The following is a 16,437-nucleotide window of genomic DNA, read 5'->3' as shown; positions in this document are numbered from 1 at the left end:
TCAATCAATCGTTTTGAAGCGTAGCGGCGATCAGGCGCCGCTGAAGGTGTCGCAGGAAGCCGGGTCGCCCGACTGATAGCCGCGTTGCAGCCATTCGACCCGTTGCGCCGAGGAGCCGTGGGTGAAGCTTTCGGGCGAGACGCGGCCGCCGCTGCGCCGTTGCAAGGTGTCGTCGCCGATGGCCTGGGCGGTCTTCATACCCTCCTCGAACTCGCCAGCATCCAGGGCGACCTGACCGTTCGAAACGGCTGAGGCGTTCCGGGCCCAAACGCCGGCGTAGCAGTCGGCTTGAAGCTCCAGCGCGACGGAATACTGGTTGGCTTCAGCCTGACCGGAGGCGCGCTGCTGGGCCTGGCGAACCTGATCGGAGGTACCGGTCAGGGTCTGGACGTGGTGGCCGAACTCGTGGGCGATGACATAGGCGCGGGCGAAGTCGGCGCCCGAGGCCCCGAGCTTGTTCTCCATCTCCTGCCAGAAACCGAGGTCCAGATAGACGGTCTTGTCGGTCGGGCAGTAGAAGGGGCCCATGGCCGACTGGCCGAAGCCGCAGCCGGTCGATGTGCCCTGTTCGTAGATCACGACCTTCGGCGGCTGATAGCCGTTCAGCTTCTGCGCCCAGACATCGTTGATATTGGCGCCGATGACATCGACGAAGCGACCGGCCTGATCCTCGGGCGTGCCGACTTGACCCTGCTGTTGCTCGGCGCCGACCCCGCCGAACTGGCTGGCGAGTTGAGTCGTGGTCGAAGGATCGATTCCGAAGACCAGATAGCCGATAATGGCCAGAACACCGACGCCCAGACCGCCGCCGGCGATGGCTCCGCCGCCGAGACCCCGTCGATCCTCGACGCCGCCGCCTGTCCGTCCACCTTGCCAGCGCATGCCCTATCCTCCGCCCGATCCTGGTTAAGCTAGGCAGGAACGCGGGTGCAAGGGAAGGGATGCGTCAGTTTGCACGCTTCATTGCGAACGGGCCAGCCAGTTGTCGATCTGGCTCATGCCCTGGGCCGTCTGCTGGCGGCGTTCGGCGGCGGACTGGCGCAAGGACCGCTCCTGCTCGGGGCTGTAGAGCGGGCGGGGCGGCAAGGGCTGGGCGACGGTCGGTTCGCGAGCGCCTTCGATGGCGCGCAGGCGAAGCTGGGTTTCGAACTGCTGTTGACGCGCCTGATCGGCGTTCGACTGCGCCTGAGAACGCAGGCGATCGTTATCATAGCGGTGCTGGTCGGCGATGGCGGCGGGGACGCCCCCCGGATAGGCGCCGTAGGGACGGCCGGCCTGCGGATAAGTCTGCGCCAAGGCCGGCGTGGCGGCGGCGGCCAACAGGGCGGTCAGGGTCAGGAGCGATCGCATGGACACGATGTGGGGACGCGCGCCATCGCCGCCAAGCGGAGCCGCAACCCTTTGAGTTTCTGTGGGTTCATCCCGCCGAACCCCCTTTACGAACGGAGCATTCCTCATGGCCCAATCCCTTTCCGGCAAGACCGTCGCCATCCTCGCGACCGACGGCGTCGAGCTGATCGAACTGAATGAACCGATGAAGGCGCTGAAGGATGCGGGCGCGGTGGTCGAGATCGTGTCGCTGAAGGCCGGCGAGTTCCAGGGCTTTGACCATCTGACGCCGGGCGACAAGGTTACGGCGGACAAGGCGGTGGCGGCGGTCGACGCCTCGACCTATTCCGCCCTGCTGCTGCCGGGCGGCGTCGCCAACCCGGACCTGCTGCGCGCGGACGAGGACGCGGTGAAGTTCGTGCGGGCCTTCTTCGACGCCGGCAAGCCGGTCGCCGCCATCTGTCACGCGCCGTGGCTGCTGATCGAGGCGGGCGTGGTCGAAGGGCGCACGATGACGTCGTTCGAAAGCATCCGCACTGACCTGAAGAACGCCGGGGCCAATGTGGTCAATGAGGCGGTGGTGGTGGATGAGGGCCTGGTGACCAGCCGCTGTCCCGACGACATTCCCGCCTTCAACGCCAAGATGATCGAGGAGTTCGCCGAAGGTCGCCATGAGGGGCAGGCCGCCGCTTAAAGGAGGCCGCCGCCTAAGGCATCGCCCAGACGGAGGACCGTTTGATTTCCTGGTCCTCCAACTCGCGGGAGGTCGAGACGTGGTATTCGGCCAGAAAATCCAGGCCCGTGCGCGGGAAATAGGTGCGTCCCGGATCGCCGATCAGAACACGCGTCCCCCTGGCGCGGGCCTGGGTCAGCCAGGCCAGAACGGCGTCGGTCATCGGGCGCTCGTAGCAGATGTCGCCTGCGCAGATGATCTCCACATCCGGCGGCGCGCCGTCCAACAGATTGGTCTGGGTGAAGTCCAGCGTCACGCCGTTCGCCGCGGCATTGGCGGCGACGGCGGCCTGGCAGAAGGGATCGATGTCGGCGCACAGGACATGGGCCGCCCCCGCCCTCATCGCCGCCACGCCGACCAGGCCCGAACCGGCGGCGAAGTCCAAGACGCGCTTGCCGGCGACTTCCTGCGGATGATCCAGCAGATACCGGCTCAGCGCCTGACCTCCGGCCCAGGCGAAGGCCCAGAAGGGCGGCGGCACGCCCAGTTCGCCCAGTTCTTCTTCCGTCAACCGCCAGATCGGCGTGATCTCGTCGGCCAGCCACAAAGAAATCTCGGGCGCGTGCGGCACAGGCTGAAGTCGCGTGTTGTCACGGATGAAGGCGGAGGGATCGAGGACGGTCATTGCGGCTGGCGCGTAACAGCCTTCAACACGCTGGCATAGCCAGGTGCGACCTCCATGACCTCGGCTTGCGGCTTCGCACGAATGGCGCGGTGGAGGCGCGGCAGCTTCCAGCAGGGCACATGCATGAACAGGTGATGCTCAGCGTGGAAGTTGACCCAGTAGGGCGCGATGAAGGCGCGTTCCCACCAAGAGGCGCGGGTGGTGCGGGCGGCGCGGAACGGATCGACGGCCGAACCCTCGACACAGGCGTGTTCGGCGATGTTTCGCAGACGCGTCACCATCGGAAACCACGTCGCCATCGGCAGCAGCCACAGCATGAAGAAAGCCCACCAGACGCCGGCGACGATGAAGCCCGCCAGGAGGATCGTGTTGAAGGCGAGGAAGGGCAGGACGGATCGGCCCGTCACGATCGACTCATAGTCATGGGCGCCATCATCTCGGGGGCCGCTTGAGCGCGCTTGGGCCAGCGGCAGCAGCACCCGCTGCTTGAAGAAGGTCTGGCCTGTCAGGTCGCGGATCAGCTTGCGGCGCAGCGAGGCCGGACTGACGGGAAACGGCGCCGACAGCATCAGATCGGGGTCCTCCGCCTGCTGGGCGAAGCGATGGTGCGTCAGATGATAGGGGCGATAGGCCTTCAGGCTGGCGCCGATCGGCATGGCGCATAGCCAGTGGCCGAGAAAATCGTTCAGCCGGTTCGACTTCGACAGGCCGCCATGCGCCGCTTCGTGCATCAGAATGGCCAGACCCAGCTGACGCGTGCCGACGACCATGACGCACAGCGGGATCAGCCATGGGATCAGGACGCCCGCGATCACGGCCAGCGCGATCACGGCCCAGCAGTGAGCCACAAGCAGCGGGCCGACCCAGGCCGAGCGTATCTGATATGGCTCCCATTCCTGAGGGGTGAACAGGGCGGACGGAGCGATGCGCGGGGCGGCGGACATGGGGCGAGTCTAGCCCCTGACGCGCGTCCGGAAAAGCAACGGAGGAATGTTGGGCGCACCTGACAAAAAGTCAGGTTGACATGACATTCTGTCGGTGTCAGGTTGTCCTTACACAAGGAGAGCCGACATGTTCACCGCCTGGAAGACCGGAACGCCTGCGCATCGACGCTACATCGTCCGCACGATGGCCTTCTCCGTGCCCTACGTCGCGATCTGCATCGCCATGATGACGACGGACGCGTTCGACGATTTGATGGGAAAACCGGCCGCCTGGGTGCTGGCGGCTGCGGTGTCGGCCCCGGTGATCGGGCAGATTTGGGCGACCCTGGCGCTGATGCGCGAAAGCGACGAGTTCGTGCGCGGCGTGACGGCCAAACAGTTCATCGTCGCCGCAGGGCTGGCCATGGCCGTCGCCACCTTTTGGGGCTTTGGCGAGAGTTTCGCCGGCGCGCCGCATATGCAGACCTGGCTGATCGTGCCGGTGTTCTGGGCGCTGTACGGCATCGTTTCGCCCTTCATCCGGAGCAGCCGATGAAGAACCGTCTGAAGCTTCTACGCGTCGAGCGCGGCTGGACCCAGGAACAGATGGGCCAGGCGCTGGGGGTCTCGCGTCAGGCGGTGATCGCCCTGGAGACCGAGCGGCACGATCCATCGCTGGACCTCGCTTATCGGATCGCCGCCGTATTCGCGCGGCCGGTCGAAGAGATCTTTGAAAACCCGCACGCGGGCTGATCGAAAAGTCAGAATAACCTTACAATTGGAGACTGTGATGTCGAACGTCATTCGCGCTTGCCGGGGCGTCTTCGCCCCATCGCGCCTTGCCGTCATTCTGGGCGTTGTGGTCGCCTGCGCCGTGGCCAGCGATCAGGCCCGCGCCCAGCCCGCGCTGCCAGCGGCGTCCGCCGCAGCGCTCTTCACCTCCGACCGCCTTTCGGTCGAGTTGGTCGGCCAAGGCCCCGACGTGATCCTGATCCCCGGCTTCGGCTGTTCGCGGGAGGTCTGGCGGGCGACGGCCGATCGGTTGAAGGCGACGCACCGGGTGCATCTGGTGCAGTTGGCGGGTTTCGCCGGCGAGCCGTGGTCGCATGGCGACGGCCCCTTCTTGCAGCCTGTGGTGGATGAGCTGGATCGCTACATCCGCCAGGAGGGCCTGAACCGACCCGCAGTCATCGGCCATTCCATGGGCGCGCTTGTCGGGCTGAGGCTGGCGCAGGCGCATCCCGATGCCGTGGGACGATTGATGAGTGTCGACAGCCTGCCCTTCTTCTCCGCCCTGTTCGGGCCGCAGGTCACGGCCGAGACCGCGCGCCCCTTCGCCGATCAGGCGGCGAGCGGCATTCTGAACACCCCGCAGGACGCCTTCCGCAACGGCCAGACGCAGACGGCGGCGGGCTATTCACGCGATCCGGCGACCCAGGCGGACATCGTCGCCTGGTCCATGGCGGGCGACCGACACGCGATGGCGGCGGCGATCAAGGATGTGATGACCACCGACGCGCGACCCGGCCTGGCCGCGATGACGACTCCGGTGACGGCCCTCTACGCCGCCGATGCGGATGGCGGGGCGCCTGCGGCGATGGCCGATGCGATGTGGACGCGGGAGTATGCGACCTTGCCCGGCGCGACCCTGATCCGCGTCGATGGTTCGCGGCACTTCATCATGGCCGATCAGCCGGCGCGGTTCGCCGAGCTGGTCGATGCGTTTCTGGCGAAGTGAGCCCTAAAGATCCTTCCCCGCAGGGGGGGAGGATTGGTTCAGCCGTTCTTCGGCGTCACGTCGCCGGCCTTGGCCGGTGCGCCGTCGAACTGGTCGGCGTAGGCGGGATTGAGCAGGGCGCGGAAGGCCGATTGCGGCAGCGCGATCCAGTAGGGGCCGTCGGAATAGGGGCCGATCTGATAGGGCCCCATCAGGAAGGTCACGCCCCCCGCCTTGCCCGGCGTCGTGCCCGGCGTCAGCACGAACGGGGTCGAGACGGCCTTGGGGCAGGTCCACATCTTGCCGTCCAGGGTCGCGGTTTCCGAGCCGGGCGAGCGGGCCTGTTTGGCGGCGTTGGCGGCGGCGCACAGGGCCTTGTCCAGAACCGACAGGTCGGCGCCCGGTCGGAACAGGTCGGCGAAGCCCAGTCGCTTGTTGGTCGTCTTGTCCCAGATCACGGCGTCGAAACTGGTGTTGGGATGGGCGCCGCCGGTGAACTCGAAATCGGTGCGGGCCAGGCTGACCAGTTTGCCGGTCTCGGCTCCGGGCGCGAAGGCGATGGTCTTTTCATAAGGGTTCGGGCCGCCGCCGGCCTCGCTGAGATCGGCCTGGGCGCCTTCCTCGAACTGTTTCAGGTCGCGCACCGTGTCGGCGTAGAGGGCGGCGTGCAGGGCAGGCGTGGTCTTGATCGCCTGGGGCAGGGTCAGCTTTACCGCGGCATAGGGGGTCTTGCTGTCATAGCCGACGGGGGTGTTTGACGCGGGTGCAGCGACTGCGGCAGGCGCAGGCTTGGCCGGCGCCTGGGCCTTGTCTTCCTTGCGCTGGCAGGCAGCCAGAGACGCGGAAAGCGTGGCGGCGACAGCGGCGGACAACAGGAGGGTGCGGGCGGTGCGCGACATGGGAAACTCCATCATCGGGGGATCACAGGGAGATTGAGCCAAGGGCGATAGCGGCGAGCAGGATCAGGCCGGCCTCGCGATTGGACTTGAACAGTTTCAGCGCCCGGGCGCCGTCGTTGCGGTCCAGCCGCACGACCTGACGCGCCAGATGTGCGGCGTAGATCAGTAGTCCGAGCCAGAACAGTTGACCGAGATTTGCGGACAGGCCCGCAAAGGCAGCGAGCGCGACCGCCAGACTATAGAAGACCGCCACTCCCGGCCGCACGGCCGAGGCCAGGCGGCGGGCCGAGGACTTGACCCCGATCATGGCGTCATCCTCGATGTCCTGAAGCGCGTAGATCGTGTCGTAGCCCAGGGTCCAGAAGACGCCGCCGATCCACAGCAGAACGGCGGGAAGATAGGCCTGCCAGGCCAAGGCGATCGCATGGCCGCTGTCGCTGGCCGGGGACCACAGGAAGGGCCGGAACTCGCCGGCGAGATCGGCGGGCAGCAGCAAGGCGGCCGCCGCCAGCGGCAGGGCGGCGGCGAACCCCATAAGGGCGCCCCAGTTGAAGGTCAGGCCCAGCCAGGCCTGGGGCCACCAGGTGATCCGCTTCATGAAGGGATAGGCCGCGACCAGGCCCAGCGACCCGACCCCCAGCAGAATGGCGACGGTCGACAGGGTCAGCAGGACCAGAAGGCTGATCAGGCTGCATACCACCACAAAGACCCAGGCCTGCTTGACCGAGATGTGGCCCGACGGAATGGGGCGCTGAGCCGTGCGGGCGACCTGGGCGTCGAAATCCCGATCGACGATGTCGTTGAAGGCGCATCCCGCCGCTCGCATCAGGCAGGCGCCGATGCCGAAACCAACGAACAGCCACAGATCATAGAGACCCGGCGCCTGCTGATACTGCGCCAAAGCCAGCGCGATCCCTTGCCAGCCGGGCAGCAGCAGCAGCCAGATACCGATGGGCCGATCGAACCGCCCCAGCTTCAACCACGGCTTCAGCCCCTCCGGCGCATGCCGATCGACCCAGTTGGCGCCGGCGTCGGGGAGGGGAGCGAAAGTCATGCGGCCGACTTAGCGCGAAGGGGACTAGGGGTGAAGGCGCCGCTCCCCGTTTCCAAGGCGGGCGCACAGAAAAAAGGGGCTGGAGGATCCAGCCCCTTTCCACGGTGATCGGCGCGACCGTCAGTCCTGATAGACGTCGCCGGAGCCGGAGACGGTGCTGTTCAGGTTGGCGGGGCGGGTGGCCAGGGCCACGTCGCCGGAGCCGGCGATGGCGACCTTGACGTCGCCGGTCGGGGCGATGCGGGCGTCGCCGGAGCCGGCGATGTCCACCCAGGCGTCGCGGGTCGCCAGGTCGCCCAGGGAGGCGTCGCCCGAGCCGGCGATGTCCAGCTTCAGCTCGTCGGTGCGACCCGAGGCGGTGACCTCGGCCGAGCCGGCGATGTCGACCGTCAGCGACGGCTGGTCATAGCCTGTGATCTGCAGGTCGCCCGAGCCCTTGGCGTTGAAGCGGTTCACCTTGGGCGCGGTGATGACGACCTTCAGTTCGTCGCGCTCGGAGCGGGCGGAGAAGCCGTCGTTGTCCCAGCCGAACACGACCCGCTCGTCGCCGTGGCCCAGATCGAGGCGGCCGTCGACCAGGCGGACCCGGTCGGTCAGACCCTTGGGCCCGGTGATGACGACGGTGTTCGCGTCGCCCTGGACATAGTCGACGTCGATGCTGGAATCGACGGTCAGGGTCTCGCCTCCGGTCCAAGCCAGGGTGCGGGTGGTCAGGGGACCGAGGTCGTCGGTCCCGCCGCCCTTGACCCGCTCGAAGCGGATGGTCTCGCCGTCCTGGTCCTTGATGGTCCAGGCCCAGCCGTGGCGCTGGAGGTCGTGGCCGCCGATCGCCAGCGCGCCGCCGACGGTGACCAGGCACAGCACCAGGGCGGCGCCGGCGATGATGAACAGGGTGCGGATCATGCCGAAACTCCCGAGGTCGAGGGGGATTGAACGCTGGTCGGCTCAAGCGCCGGCTTCAGCAGGCGGTAGTGCAGGCGGGCGAACCAGACGACGCCGTTGACCAGCCAGATGGTGAAGATGGTCAGCAGGGCGCCGAGGAAGACGGACCCGGCCATCAGGCCCAGCCCCATCAGGATCGCCGCGAACGGCCCGCCGGGGAAGCCGGCGAAGGGGCCGGCGACCATGATCACGCCGCCGCCGATGAACAGGCCGATGGCGGCGATGAAGAAGCCGAACACGGTCCCGATCACGCCCATCAGCAGGGGCAGAAGGATCAGGATGTCCAGCGCCCCCAGGCCCAGGACCGCGAAGACGGCGCCGGCGGCGGCGGAGGGGTTCTTCTCCTGATGCCAGCGCTGGATGCCGGCCTCGGCCTTCAGTTCGCGAGCCAGGCGGACCGGATCGCCGAGCGCGGAGGCGACCTCGGCCTCGGTGCGGCTGGCGGCGATGCCGTCGTCGAAGTGGGTCTGATAGTCGGCGATGATGTCGTTGGCGGTCGTGGTCGGCAGGCCGACGAGACCTTCCTTCAGACGATCGATGAATTCGGCGCGCGTCATTGAGCGGCTCCCTGATCGGCGTCGTTCGCCACGATGGCGTCGACGGCCCTGGTGAAGGCGGACCATTCGGCGGTCTGGGCGGCGAGGGCCCCCCGGCCCGCTTCGGTCAGTCGATAGTATTTGCGTGACGGCCCGGCGGAGGATTCGACCAGATAGGTCTCCACCTGTCCTTCGGACTGCATGCGGCGCATCAGGGGGTAGATCGTGCCTTCCCCCATATCGATCGCGTCCGACAGGCGGCTGGCGATCTCGTAGGCGTAGCTGTCCGCCCGGTTCAGAAGGGCCAGGACGCAAAGCCCCAGCACGCCCTTCTTCAGCTGTATCTCGATGGTATCTGGCACCTCGGCTCTCCCTTTGATGACCATTGACTACGACAAGGTATCTTGTGACGCAAGGTAGCTGGCGAAACATGACAGCGATTTAATCGAGGCCGGCTGAAGGCGGCTTTGCGGCCTGAGCGCCGTTGATCGCTTGGCAAGCCGAAAGCGATCCGATAGGTGACCGAGAACGCCGGGCGTGGGAATCGCGCCAGCGTGATCTCTTGCGAGCCATTCGCAAGTATCTGCTGCATAACGGTTTTATGGGGAAGTCTCATATGGGGATGGGCAAGCGAGCCCAAGGGACGTTGAGGAAGGCCGCGACTTGCGCGTCCTCCATCGTTCTGGGCGCCGGACTGGCGATGTTCGCTGCGGCGCCGACGTGGGCGCAGGACCTGATGGGTCAGCCGACCCCGGGCGGCATCACGCTGCAACCGGCGGCGTCGCCGCTGAAGCATGATGCGCACTTCTTCCACGACGTGATCCTGATGCCGATCATCACGGCCATCACCCTGCTGGTGCTGGGCCTGCTGGCGTGGATCGTGTTCCGCTACAACAAGAAGGCCAATCCGACGCCCGCGCGCTGGAGCCACAACACCACGATCGAGATCATCTGGACCGTGCTGCCGGTGCTGATCCTGGTCTTCATCTCTCTGTTCTCGTTCCGCCTGCTGTTCGCCTATCACGACATGCCGTCGCCGGACGTGACGGTGAAGGTGACCGGCAACCAGTGGAACTGGGCCTATGAGTATCCGGACCAGGGCGTCGCGGAATACATCTCCAACATGCTCCCGGAAGAGGAAGCCAAGGCCAAGGGCGTGCCCTATCGCCTGGCCGCGACCGAGCCGATGGTCGTGCCGGTCGGCAAGACGGTGCAGCTGGTCATCACCGCCTCGGACGTCATCCACGCGGTCGCCCTGCCGGCGTTCGGCCTGAAGACCGACGCCGTTCCCGGCCGCATCAACACCACCTGGTTCAAGGCCGAGCGCACCGGCGTCTTCTATGGCCAGTGCTCGGAACTGTGCGGCGTCGACCACGCTTTCATGCCGCTGGAGATCCGGGTCGTGACCCAGGCTCAGTTCGAACAGTGGATCGCCTCCAAGGGCGGCTCGATGACGCCCAAGGTCGCCGCGCCCGCCGCAGCCGCCGCTCCGGCCGCAGCCGCGCCTGCGCCCGCCGCCGACGCCGCGACCCCGGTCGCCGCCCCCGTCGGCGCCACCGCCGACCAACCCGTTCCCGCCGCGGCGTCCGCCGCGCCGGCCGCCCAGTAAGAGGCGAACAGAGACCCATGGCTGACGCTACCGTAACCCGCGACGCGACCCACATCGGTCACGCTCACGACGACCACAATCACGACCACAAGCTGGGCTTCTTCACCCGCTGGTTCCTGTCCACCAACCACAAGGACATCGGCACCCTGTATCTGATGTTCGCCATCATGGCGGGCATCGTGGGCGGCGCCCTGTCGGGGCTGATCCGCTGGGAACTGGCCGAGCCGGGCATCCAGATCTTCAAGGAAGGCTCGTCGATCCAGCTGCTGGGTCTCGTGGAGCAGTCCAAGCACGGCTATAACGCCGTCGTGACGGCCCACGCCCTGATCATGATCTTCTTCATGGTCATGCCCGCCATGATCGGCGGCTTCGGCAACTGGTTCGTGCCGATCATGATCGGCGCGCCGGACATGGCCTTCCCGCGCATGAACAACATCTCGTTCTGGCTGCTGGTCGCCGCCTGGTGCCTGCTGATCCTGTCGATGTTCACCGACGGCGGACCGGGCAAGGGCTTCGGCGGGGGCTGGACGGCCTATCCGCCGCTGTCGACCACGGGCCACGTCGGCCCCGCCTTCGACCTGGCCATCTTCGCCCTGCACGTCGCGGGCGCCAGCTCGATCCTGGGCGCGATCAACTTCATCACCACCATCCTGAACATGCGCGCGCCGGGCATGACGCTTCACCGGATGCCGCTGTTCGCCTGGTCGGTGCTGATCACCGCCTTCCTGCTGCTGCTGTCGCTGCCCGTGCTGGCCGGCGCAATCACCATGCTGCTGACGGACCGCAACTTCCACACCCACTTCTTCGATCCCGCCGGCGGCGGCGACCCGATCATGTATCAGCACCTGTTCTGGTTCTTCGGTCACCCGGAAGTGTACATCCTGATCCTGCCGGGCTTCGGCATCATCAGCCACATCGTCTCGACCTTCAGCCGCAAGCCGGTGTTCGGATATCTGGCCATGGCCTACGCCATGGTGGCCATCGGCTTCGTCGGCTTCATCGTGTGGGCCCACCACATGTACACGGTCGGCATGAGCATCAATCTGCGCGCCTATTTCATCGCCGCCACCATGATCATCGCGGTGCCGACGGGCGTGAAGATCTTCAGCTGGATCGCCACCATGTGGGGCGGCTCCATCAGCTTCAAGACGCCCATGCTGTGGGCGATCGGCTTCATCTTCCTGTTCACCGTCGGCGGCGTGACCGGCGTGGTCCTGTCGAACGCCGGCATCGATTACAGCCTGCACGACACCTATTACGTGGTGGCGCACTTCCACTATGTGCTGTCGCTGGGCGCCGTCTTCGCGATCTTCGCGGGCTTCTACTACTGGTTCGAGAAGATGTTCGGGGTGAAGTACAACGAGTTCCTGGGCGCCACCCACTTCTGGATCATGTTCGTGGGCGTGAACCTGGTGTTCTTCCCGCAGCACTTCCTGGGTCTGCAGGGCATGCCGCGTCGCTACATCGACTATCCGGAAGCCTTCACCTTGTGGAACCACGTTTCGTCGATCGGCTATGCCGTCACCGTCGTCGGCGTGATCGTCTTCCTGATCATGCTGGCCGAGGCGGCGATCCGTCGTCGTCCGGGCGTCGCCAACCCGTGGGGCGAAGGCGCCACGACCCTGGAGTGGACCCTGTCCTCGCCGCCCCCGGCCCACCAGTTCAACGAACTGCCGGTCATCAAGGCGGAAGAGCACTAAGCCTTTCCAGCGATATGAAATCGAAGGCCGCTCTTTCCGTCGGAAGGGGCGGCCTTCTTCATTTGGTTATGCTATGCGGCCCTCACAGATGACCGAAGTTCAGACCCGACCCGTTCTCTCGACCGCCCAGCCGGAGGATTTCTTCCAGCTGTTGAAGCCGCGCGTGATGTCGCTGGTGGTGTTCACCGCCGCGACCGGGCTGATCGTCGCGCCGGGATCGGTCAATCCGCTGGTCGCGGCCATCGCCATCCTGTGCATCGCCGTGGGGGCCGGGGCGGCCGGGGCGCTGAACATGGCGCTGGAAGGCGAGACCGACGCCCTGATGCGGCGCACGCGCGGCCGGCCGGTGGCGGCGGGGCGCGTGCGCAAGAACGACGCCATGGCCTTCGGCGTCATCCTGAGCCTGTTCTCGGTCATGCTGCTGGGGATGAATGCGAACTGGCTGGCGGCGGGTCTGCTGGCCATGACCATCGTCTATTACGCCGGCTTCTACACCCTGCTGCTGAAGCGGCGGACGCCCCAGAACATCGTCATCGGCGGGGCGGCGGGCGCCTTTCCGCCCGTGATCGGCTGGGCGGCGGCGACGGGCCATGCGCCGTGGCAGGCGTGGCTGCTGTTTCTCATCATCTTCCTGTGGACCCCGCCGCACAGCTGGGCGCTGGCGCTCTATTCGGCCGGCGACTACGCCAAGGCGGGCATTCCGATGATGCCGGTGGCCAGGGGCGCCAAGTCCACGCGGTTGCAGATCCTGCTCTACACCCTGGTCTTCGTGCCGGTCGCGATCGCCCCGGCCTTCGCGGGCCTGGGCGGGATCATCTATCTGGTCGTGTCCGTCGCGGGCGGCCTGGGCTTCCTCGGCCTGGCGGTGCGTCTCTATCGCTCGCGCGCGGGCGACGAGCCGGACAAGGCCGAGGCCGTGGGACGCGAGGCCGCATTGTATGACGTCAAGGTCCAGGCCAAACCGGCGCGGGACCTGTTCGCCTTTTCCATCCTCTATCTGATGGCGCTGTTTTCGGCGCTGCTGGTCGAGGCCCTGTCCGGTCTGGGAGCGTAAAACCATGCGTCTGACGCCTGAGGAACTTCGCGCGCGCAAGCGTCGCAACGTCTGGATCGCCTCGGCGCTGGTGGCCTTCATCGTGCTGGTCTTCGCCACCACGGTGCTGCGCCTGCAACAGAACCAGGCGGCCGAGCGCGCGCTGGCGACGGCGGTGGAGAGGTCCCAGCCATGAAGGCGGGTCGCAAGAATCTGATCGCCATCATCTGCGTCTTCGGCGTGATGGGCATGACCGGGGCGGCGTTTGCGGCGGTGCCGCTCTATCGGATGTTCTGTCAGGTCACGGGCTTCGGCGGCACGACGATGAAGGCGGATAAGGCCTCCGACACCGTGCTGGACGAGACGGTGCTGGTGCGGTTCGACACCAATGTGCGTGGCGTTCCGATGACCTTCCGCGCAGAGCAGTCGACCCAACGGGTGCGGATCGGCGAGACGGGCCTGGCCTATTTCGACGTGACCAACACCGCGGACAAGCCGATCCAGGTGCGCGCCAGCTACAATGTCTCGCCCGAGCAGACGGGGCCGTATTTCCAGAAGCTGCAATGCTTCTGCTTTACCGACCAGACGCTGGCGGCAGGCGAGACGCGCCAGTTCCCGGTCCAGTATTTCATCGCCCCCGAACTGGCCACGGACCGTGAGGCAAAGGGCGCGCGCGACATCACCCTGAGCTACACCTTCTATCCTTCCGTGGACGCACCCAAGGCGTGACCATGAAGCCGGGCGTGGACTTTCCCGGCGTCGGCTGCGGCCTGGTGATCCAGCGCGGCGACGGGCGGGTCTTGCTGTGCAAACGGCTGAAGGCGCCCGAGGCCGGGTTCTGGAACATCGTGGGCGGCAAGGTGGACCTGATGGAACGCTCCATCGACGCCGCGCGGCGCGAGGCCGAGGAGGAGAGCGGGCTGACGATCGGCGACGTCGATTTCCTGTGCCTGGCCGAAGAGATCATTCCGGCCGACGGCCAGCATTGGGTTTCGCTGATCTATGTCACCCGCGACTTCACCGGCGAGCCGACGCTGACCGAGCCGGACAAGCTGTCGGACATCGGCTGGTTCGCGCTGGACGACCTGCCTCAGCCGCTGTCGGCGTTCTCGGCCAAGGCGTTCAGAGCCTTGAACAAGGCGGAATAGCGGCACGGCTCTGGCGTCGGGGAAAATCGAACGCTATAGCCGCTATAACAACCGACTCTGGCCGACGAAGAGACGCGATTCATGGCTGACGCCCACGCCACTCCGCAGCACGACTACCACCTGGTGGCGCCCAGCCCTTGGCCGCTGGTGTCCTCGGTCGCTGCGACCATCATGTTCATCGGCGCGGTGATCTGGATGAAGGGCCTGGCCCCGGCGGACGGCGGCCCGATCGCCGCCAACTTCCTGGCTGAGGGCAAGCCGGGCGTCTTCTTCGCCGGTCTGGCCGGCGTGCTGATCTCGGCCTTCTGCTGGTGGGCGGACGTCATCAAGGAATCCAAGGCGGGCGACCATACGCCGGTCGTGTCGCTGGGCCTGCGCTACGGCATGATCCTGTTCATCGCATCGGAGGTGATGTTCTTCGTCGCCTTCTTCTGGATGTTCTTCGACATGGCGCTGTTCCATGAGTCGCGGGCGCTGACGCCGGAAGTCGGCACCTGGGCCGACACCGCCAAGGCCTGGTCGACCTGGCCGCCGAAGGGCGTCGAGGTCCTGTCGCCGTGGCAACTGCCGCTGTTGAACACCGTGACCCTACTGCTCTCCGGCTGCACCGTCACCTGGGCCCACCACGCGATCCAGGTCGGCGACCGCAAGGGCGCCAAGCTGGCCCTGATCATCACCGTGGCCCTGGGCGTGCTGTTCACCTGCGTCCAGGCCTATGAGTACAACCACATCCTGCACGAGAAGCTGTTCTTCAACGAAGAGGCCGTGAACTCGGGCCTGTACGGCTCGATCTTCTTCATGGCGACGGGCTTCCACGGCTTCCACGTCCTGATCGGCACCATCTTCCTGGCGGTCTGCCTGATCCGCCTGCTGAAGGGCGACTTCACCCCGCAGAAGCATTTCGGCTTCGAGGCGGCCGCCTGGTACTGGCACTTCGTGGACGTGGTCTGGCTGTTCCTGTTCGCCTTCGTCTATGTCGTCTTCGGTTGAACCAAGACGGCCCTGAAGACATCGCAGCGGCGCGGGACGAGGAATCGTCCCGCGCCGTCGTCGTTTCCGATACGCCGGTTCGCTGGGCGCTTCGGGGGCGTTGTCCCCGGCGTGGCCAGGGCGCGCTGTTCGAGGGCTTTTTGAAGGTGGCGCCCGGCTGCACGGCCTGCGGTCTGGACTATTTCACCATCCAGACGGGCGACGGCCCCGCCAGCTTCATCATGCAGATCGCCGGCTTCATCGTCGGCTTCTCGGCCCTGTTCGTCGAAATCAAATACCATCCGCCCATGTGGGTGCATCTGATCGTCTGGCTGCCGCTGGTGGTCGCCCTGTCGCTAGCCCTGATGCGGCCGGGGCGGGGACTGATGATCGGGCTGCAATATCGAAACCAGCGATGAAGCGTTTCCCCTGGATCCTGACCGTGCTGACGGTGCTGGCCCTGATCCTGCTGATCGGGCTGGGCGTATGGCAGGTCGAGCGGCTGAAGTGGAAGGAAGGCCTGATCGCGGCGGCCGATGCGGCGGCGGCGAAACCGCCCGCGCCGCTGGAGCAGGTGCTGGCCGAAACAGGGACTGGGGACGATCTGGAGTTCAGGAAGGCGCTGATCGGCTGTCCGGGCCTGGCCAGCGCGCCTTTCGTCGAGCTTCAGAGCATCCATGACGGCGAGGCCGGGGTGCGACTGATCTCGGCGTGCAAGCCGGCGGGGGCGGATTTCACCCTGCTGGTCGATCGTGGCTTTGTCGGCGACGGCGTGACGGCGCGTCCGCGCGTGCTCGAAACCACTCTGCCGCTGGTGATGGTCGGAGAGTTCCGCACCTTCGACAAGCCCGGCGCCATGAGCCCGGCGCCCCGCGACGGCCGCTTCTACGCCCGCGACACGGCGGCGATGGCCAAGGCGCTGAACGTTACCGGCCCGGTCCGACCCGAGGCCGTGTTCGCCATCACCGCCGTCAATCCCGAGTTCCCGGCGCTCAGGCCGTCCGCGCCGCCGGCGGCCTTTTCCAACAACCATTTCGGATACGCCCTGACATGGTTCGGACTGGCGATCGCGCTTGCGGGTTTCTATGTGGCCCTGCTTCGCCGTCGAATGAAGAAAGACGGTCCTCAAGCAGCCGCGCACCGCGTGCGCGGCGATAGGAAAGACTAAAGTCCTGACTTCCCTGCACACCCTGTCCAACGGCGTTCGCGTCATCTGCGAT

The 16,437-nt window shown here is 66.4% G+C and carries 22 protein-coding genes; 13 read left to right on the top strand and 9 right to left on the bottom strand.

Annotated features, from left to right (window positions below; all coding sequences use genetic code 11):
* Positions 1–30 precede the first annotated feature (30 nt).
* Positions 31–882 carry a neutral zinc metallopeptidase gene (locus O2K97_RS14740; protein ID WP_269219851.1) on the bottom strand — a complete coding sequence of 284 codons (852 nt, stop codon included), beginning with the start codon at positions 880–882 and terminating at the stop codon, positions 31–33.
* A 78-nt stretch (positions 883–960) separates the two neighbouring features.
* Positions 961–1,350 carry a hypothetical protein gene (locus O2K97_RS14735; protein ID WP_269219850.1) on the bottom strand — a complete coding sequence of 130 codons (390 nt, stop codon included), beginning with the start codon at positions 1,348–1,350 and terminating at the stop codon, positions 961–963.
* A gap of 106 nt (positions 1,351–1,456) precedes the next feature.
* On the opposite strand from O2K97_RS14735, the gene O2K97_RS14730 reads away from it, so the two are divergent.
* Entirely contained in the window at positions 1,457–2,023 is a 567-nt protein-coding gene (locus O2K97_RS14730; RefSeq protein WP_269219849.1) for a type 1 glutamine amidotransferase domain-containing protein, read from the top strand.
* Between the two features lie 13 nt (positions 2,024–2,036).
* On the opposite strand, the gene O2K97_RS14725 is transcribed toward O2K97_RS14730, so the two are convergent.
* Together O2K97_RS14725 and O2K97_RS14720 are read right to left on the bottom strand one after the other, a co-directional pair.
* Positions 2,037–2,687 (bottom strand): class I SAM-dependent methyltransferase, encoded by a 651-nt coding sequence (locus O2K97_RS14725; RefSeq protein ID WP_269219848.1) that lies wholly within the window; start codon positions 2,685–2,687, stop codon positions 2,037–2,039.
* Complete coding sequence (locus O2K97_RS14720; protein ID WP_269219847.1) at positions 2,684–3,631, bottom strand: fatty acid desaturase family protein; 948 nt, start codon at positions 3,629–3,631, stop codon at positions 2,684–2,686. Before O2K97_RS14720 ends, O2K97_RS14725 begins: the two co-directional genes overlap by 4 nt.
* Positions 3,632–3,758: 127 nt before the next feature.
* Here O2K97_RS14720 and O2K97_RS14715 point away from each other — a divergent pair, with 127 nt between their 5' ends.
* Genes O2K97_RS14715 through O2K97_RS14705 form a run of 3 tightly spaced genes read left to right on the top strand, consistent with a single transcriptional unit; the run spans position 3,759 to position 5,348 of the window.
* Positions 3,759–4,166 carry a hypothetical protein gene (locus tag O2K97_RS14715; protein WP_269219846.1) on the top strand — a complete coding sequence of 136 codons (408 nt, stop codon included), beginning with the start codon at positions 3,759–3,761 and terminating at the stop codon, positions 4,164–4,166.
* The gene (locus O2K97_RS14710) at positions 4,163–4,363 is read left to right on the top strand and encodes a helix-turn-helix transcriptional regulator (RefSeq protein ID WP_066626879.1); all 201 of its coding nucleotides are present in this window, start codon (positions 4,163–4,165) and stop codon (positions 4,361–4,363) included. Before O2K97_RS14715 ends, O2K97_RS14710 begins: the two co-directional genes overlap by 4 nt.
* Positions 4,364–4,400: 37 nt before the next feature.
* The gene (locus O2K97_RS14705) at positions 4,401–5,348 is read left to right on the top strand and encodes an alpha/beta fold hydrolase (protein WP_269219845.1); all 948 of its coding nucleotides are present in this window, start codon (positions 4,401–4,403) and stop codon (positions 5,346–5,348) included.
* 38 nt (positions 5,349–5,386) lie between these two features.
* On the opposite strand, the gene O2K97_RS14700 is transcribed toward O2K97_RS14705, so the two are convergent.
* The 5 genes from O2K97_RS14700 to O2K97_RS14680 form a co-directional block, all read right to left on the bottom strand.
* Positions 5,387–6,226 (bottom strand): DUF3298 and DUF4163 domain-containing protein, encoded by an 840-nt coding sequence (locus O2K97_RS14700; protein WP_269219844.1) that lies wholly within the window; start codon positions 6,224–6,226, stop codon positions 5,387–5,389.
* 22 nt (positions 6,227–6,248) lie between these two features.
* Complete coding sequence (locus O2K97_RS14695) at positions 6,249–7,280, bottom strand: UbiA family prenyltransferase (protein WP_269219843.1); 1,032 nt, start codon at positions 7,278–7,280, stop codon at positions 6,249–6,251.
* A gap of 120 nt (positions 7,281–7,400) precedes the next feature.
* Entirely contained in the window at positions 7,401–8,183 is a 783-nt protein-coding gene (locus tag O2K97_RS14690; protein WP_269219842.1) for a GIN domain-containing protein, read from the bottom strand.
* Positions 8,180–8,779 carry a DUF1700 domain-containing protein gene (locus tag O2K97_RS14685; protein WP_269219841.1) on the bottom strand — a complete coding sequence of 200 codons (600 nt, stop codon included), beginning with the start codon at positions 8,777–8,779 and terminating at the stop codon, positions 8,180–8,182. The genes O2K97_RS14690 and O2K97_RS14685 overlap by 4 nt, the downstream gene beginning before the upstream one ends.
* On the bottom strand, positions 8,776–9,120 hold the full coding sequence (locus O2K97_RS14680) for a PadR family transcriptional regulator (protein ID WP_269219840.1): 345 nt from the start codon (positions 9,118–9,120) through the stop codon (positions 8,776–8,778). Before O2K97_RS14680 ends, O2K97_RS14685 begins: the two co-directional genes overlap by 4 nt.
* Positions 9,121–9,380: 260 nt before the next feature.
* On the opposite strand from O2K97_RS14680, the gene coxB reads away from it, so the two are divergent.
* The 9 genes from coxB to O2K97_RS14635 all read left to right on the top strand — a co-directional run bounded on the left by coxB (position 9,381) and on the right by O2K97_RS14635 (position 16,385).
* Positions 9,381–10,367 (top strand): cytochrome c oxidase subunit II, encoded by a 987-nt coding sequence (gene coxB, locus O2K97_RS14675; protein WP_112862517.1) that lies wholly within the window; start codon positions 9,381–9,383, stop codon positions 10,365–10,367.
* A 17-nt stretch (positions 10,368–10,384) separates the two neighbouring features.
* Entirely contained in the window at positions 10,385–12,067 is a 1,683-nt protein-coding gene (gene ctaD / locus O2K97_RS14670; protein ID WP_269219839.1) for a cytochrome c oxidase subunit I, read from the top strand.
* An 88-nt stretch (positions 12,068–12,155) separates the two neighbouring features.
* Positions 12,156–13,121: a heme o synthase gene (cyoE, locus tag O2K97_RS14665; RefSeq protein ID WP_269219838.1), complete on the top strand. Its 966-nt coding sequence runs from the start codon at positions 12,156–12,158 to the stop codon at positions 13,119–13,121.
* Positions 13,122–13,125: 4 nt separating this feature from the next.
* Positions 13,126–13,296 carry a hypothetical protein gene (locus tag O2K97_RS14660; protein ID WP_269219837.1) on the top strand — a complete coding sequence of 57 codons (171 nt, stop codon included), beginning with the start codon at positions 13,126–13,128 and terminating at the stop codon, positions 13,294–13,296.
* On the top strand, positions 13,293–13,829 hold the full coding sequence (locus tag O2K97_RS14655) for a cytochrome c oxidase assembly protein (RefSeq protein ID WP_269219836.1): 537 nt from the start codon (positions 13,293–13,295) through the stop codon (positions 13,827–13,829). Before O2K97_RS14660 ends, O2K97_RS14655 begins: the two co-directional genes overlap by 4 nt.
* Before the next feature lie 2 nt (positions 13,830–13,831).
* Entirely contained in the window at positions 13,832–14,248 is a 417-nt protein-coding gene (locus O2K97_RS14650) for an NUDIX domain-containing protein (RefSeq protein ID WP_269221146.1), read from the top strand.
* Positions 14,249–14,329: 81 nt separating this feature from the next.
* Positions 14,330–15,238 carry a cytochrome c oxidase subunit 3 gene (locus O2K97_RS14645; protein WP_017505724.1) on the top strand — a complete coding sequence of 303 codons (909 nt, stop codon included), beginning with the start codon at positions 14,330–14,332 and terminating at the stop codon, positions 15,236–15,238.
* Positions 15,235–15,636, top strand: a complete 402-nt coding sequence (locus O2K97_RS14640) for a DUF983 domain-containing protein (protein ID WP_269219835.1) — start codon at positions 15,235–15,237, stop codon at positions 15,634–15,636. The genes O2K97_RS14645 and O2K97_RS14640 overlap by 4 nt, the downstream gene beginning before the upstream one ends.
* Positions 15,633–16,385, top strand: a complete 753-nt coding sequence (locus O2K97_RS14635) for an SURF1 family protein (protein WP_269219834.1) — start codon at positions 15,633–15,635, stop codon at positions 16,383–16,385. The genes O2K97_RS14640 and O2K97_RS14635 overlap by 4 nt, the downstream gene beginning before the upstream one ends.
* Positions 16,386–16,437 lie beyond the last annotated feature (52 nt).

It is taken from the genome of Brevundimonas vesicularis, assembly GCF_027105095.1.
Classification (GTDB): Bacteria; Pseudomonadota; Alphaproteobacteria; order Caulobacterales; family Caulobacteraceae; genus Brevundimonas; species Brevundimonas vesicularis_E.
The sequence above is the reverse complement of the archived record's forward strand: the minus strand, read 5'-3'. Positions and strand labels throughout refer to the sequence as shown.

Excerpts from the sequence above, each read along its gene's own strand:
- O2K97_RS14710 (WP_066626879.1), top strand. The coding sequence starts at position 4,163 with ATGAAGAACCGTCTGAAGCTTCTACGCGTCGAGCGCGGCTGGACCCAG.
- O2K97_RS14690 (WP_269219842.1), bottom strand. The coding sequence starts at position 8,183 with ATGATCCGCACCCTGTTCATCATCGCCGGCGCCGCCCTGGTGCTGTGC.
- O2K97_RS14715 (WP_269219846.1), top strand. The coding sequence starts at position 3,759 with ATGTTCACCGCCTGGAAGACCGGAACGCCTGCGCATCGACGCTACATC.
- coxB (WP_112862517.1), top strand. The coding sequence starts at position 9,381 with ATGGGCAAGCGAGCCCAAGGGACGTTGAGGAAGGCCGCGACTTGCGCG.
- O2K97_RS14685 (WP_269219841.1), bottom strand. The coding sequence starts at position 8,779 with ATGACGCGCGCCGAATTCATCGATCGTCTGAAGGAAGGTCTCGTCGGC.
- O2K97_RS14660 (WP_269219837.1), top strand. The coding sequence starts at position 13,126 with ATGCGTCTGACGCCTGAGGAACTTCGCGCGCGCAAGCGTCGCAACGTC.
- O2K97_RS14730 (WP_269219849.1), top strand. The coding sequence starts at position 1,457 with ATGGCCCAATCCCTTTCCGGCAAGACCGTCGCCATCCTCGCGACCGAC.
- cyoE (WP_269219838.1), top strand. The coding sequence starts at position 12,156 with ATGACCGAAGTTCAGACCCGACCCGTTCTCTCGACCGCCCAGCCGGAG.
- O2K97_RS14655 (WP_269219836.1), top strand. The coding sequence starts at position 13,293 with ATGAAGGCGGGTCGCAAGAATCTGATCGCCATCATCTGCGTCTTCGGC.
- O2K97_RS14695 (WP_269219843.1), bottom strand. The coding sequence starts at position 7,280 with ATGACTTTCGCTCCCCTCCCCGACGCCGGCGCCAACTGGGTCGATCGG.
- O2K97_RS14645 (WP_017505724.1), top strand. The coding sequence starts at position 14,330 with ATGGCTGACGCCCACGCCACTCCGCAGCACGACTACCACCTGGTGGCG.
- O2K97_RS14635 (WP_269219834.1), top strand. The coding sequence starts at position 15,633 with ATGAAGCGTTTCCCCTGGATCCTGACCGTGCTGACGGTGCTGGCCCTG.
- ctaD (WP_269219839.1), top strand. The coding sequence starts at position 10,385 with ATGGCTGACGCTACCGTAACCCGCGACGCGACCCACATCGGTCACGCT.
- O2K97_RS14740 (WP_269219851.1), bottom strand. The coding sequence starts at position 882 with ATGCGCTGGCAAGGTGGACGGACAGGCGGCGGCGTCGAGGATCGACGG.
- O2K97_RS14725 (WP_269219848.1), bottom strand. The coding sequence starts at position 2,687 with ATGACCGTCCTCGATCCCTCCGCCTTCATCCGTGACAACACGCGACTT.
- O2K97_RS14705 (WP_269219845.1), top strand. The coding sequence starts at position 4,401 with ATGTCGAACGTCATTCGCGCTTGCCGGGGCGTCTTCGCCCCATCGCGC.
- O2K97_RS14735 (WP_269219850.1), bottom strand. The coding sequence starts at position 1,350 with ATGCGATCGCTCCTGACCCTGACCGCCCTGTTGGCCGCCGCCGCCACG.
- O2K97_RS14720 (WP_269219847.1), bottom strand. The coding sequence starts at position 3,631 with ATGTCCGCCGCCCCGCGCATCGCTCCGTCCGCCCTGTTCACCCCTCAG.
- O2K97_RS14700 (WP_269219844.1), bottom strand. The coding sequence starts at position 6,226 with ATGTCGCGCACCGCCCGCACCCTCCTGTTGTCCGCCGCTGTCGCCGCC.
- O2K97_RS14650 (WP_269221146.1), top strand. The coding sequence starts at position 13,832 with ATGAAGCCGGGCGTGGACTTTCCCGGCGTCGGCTGCGGCCTGGTGATC.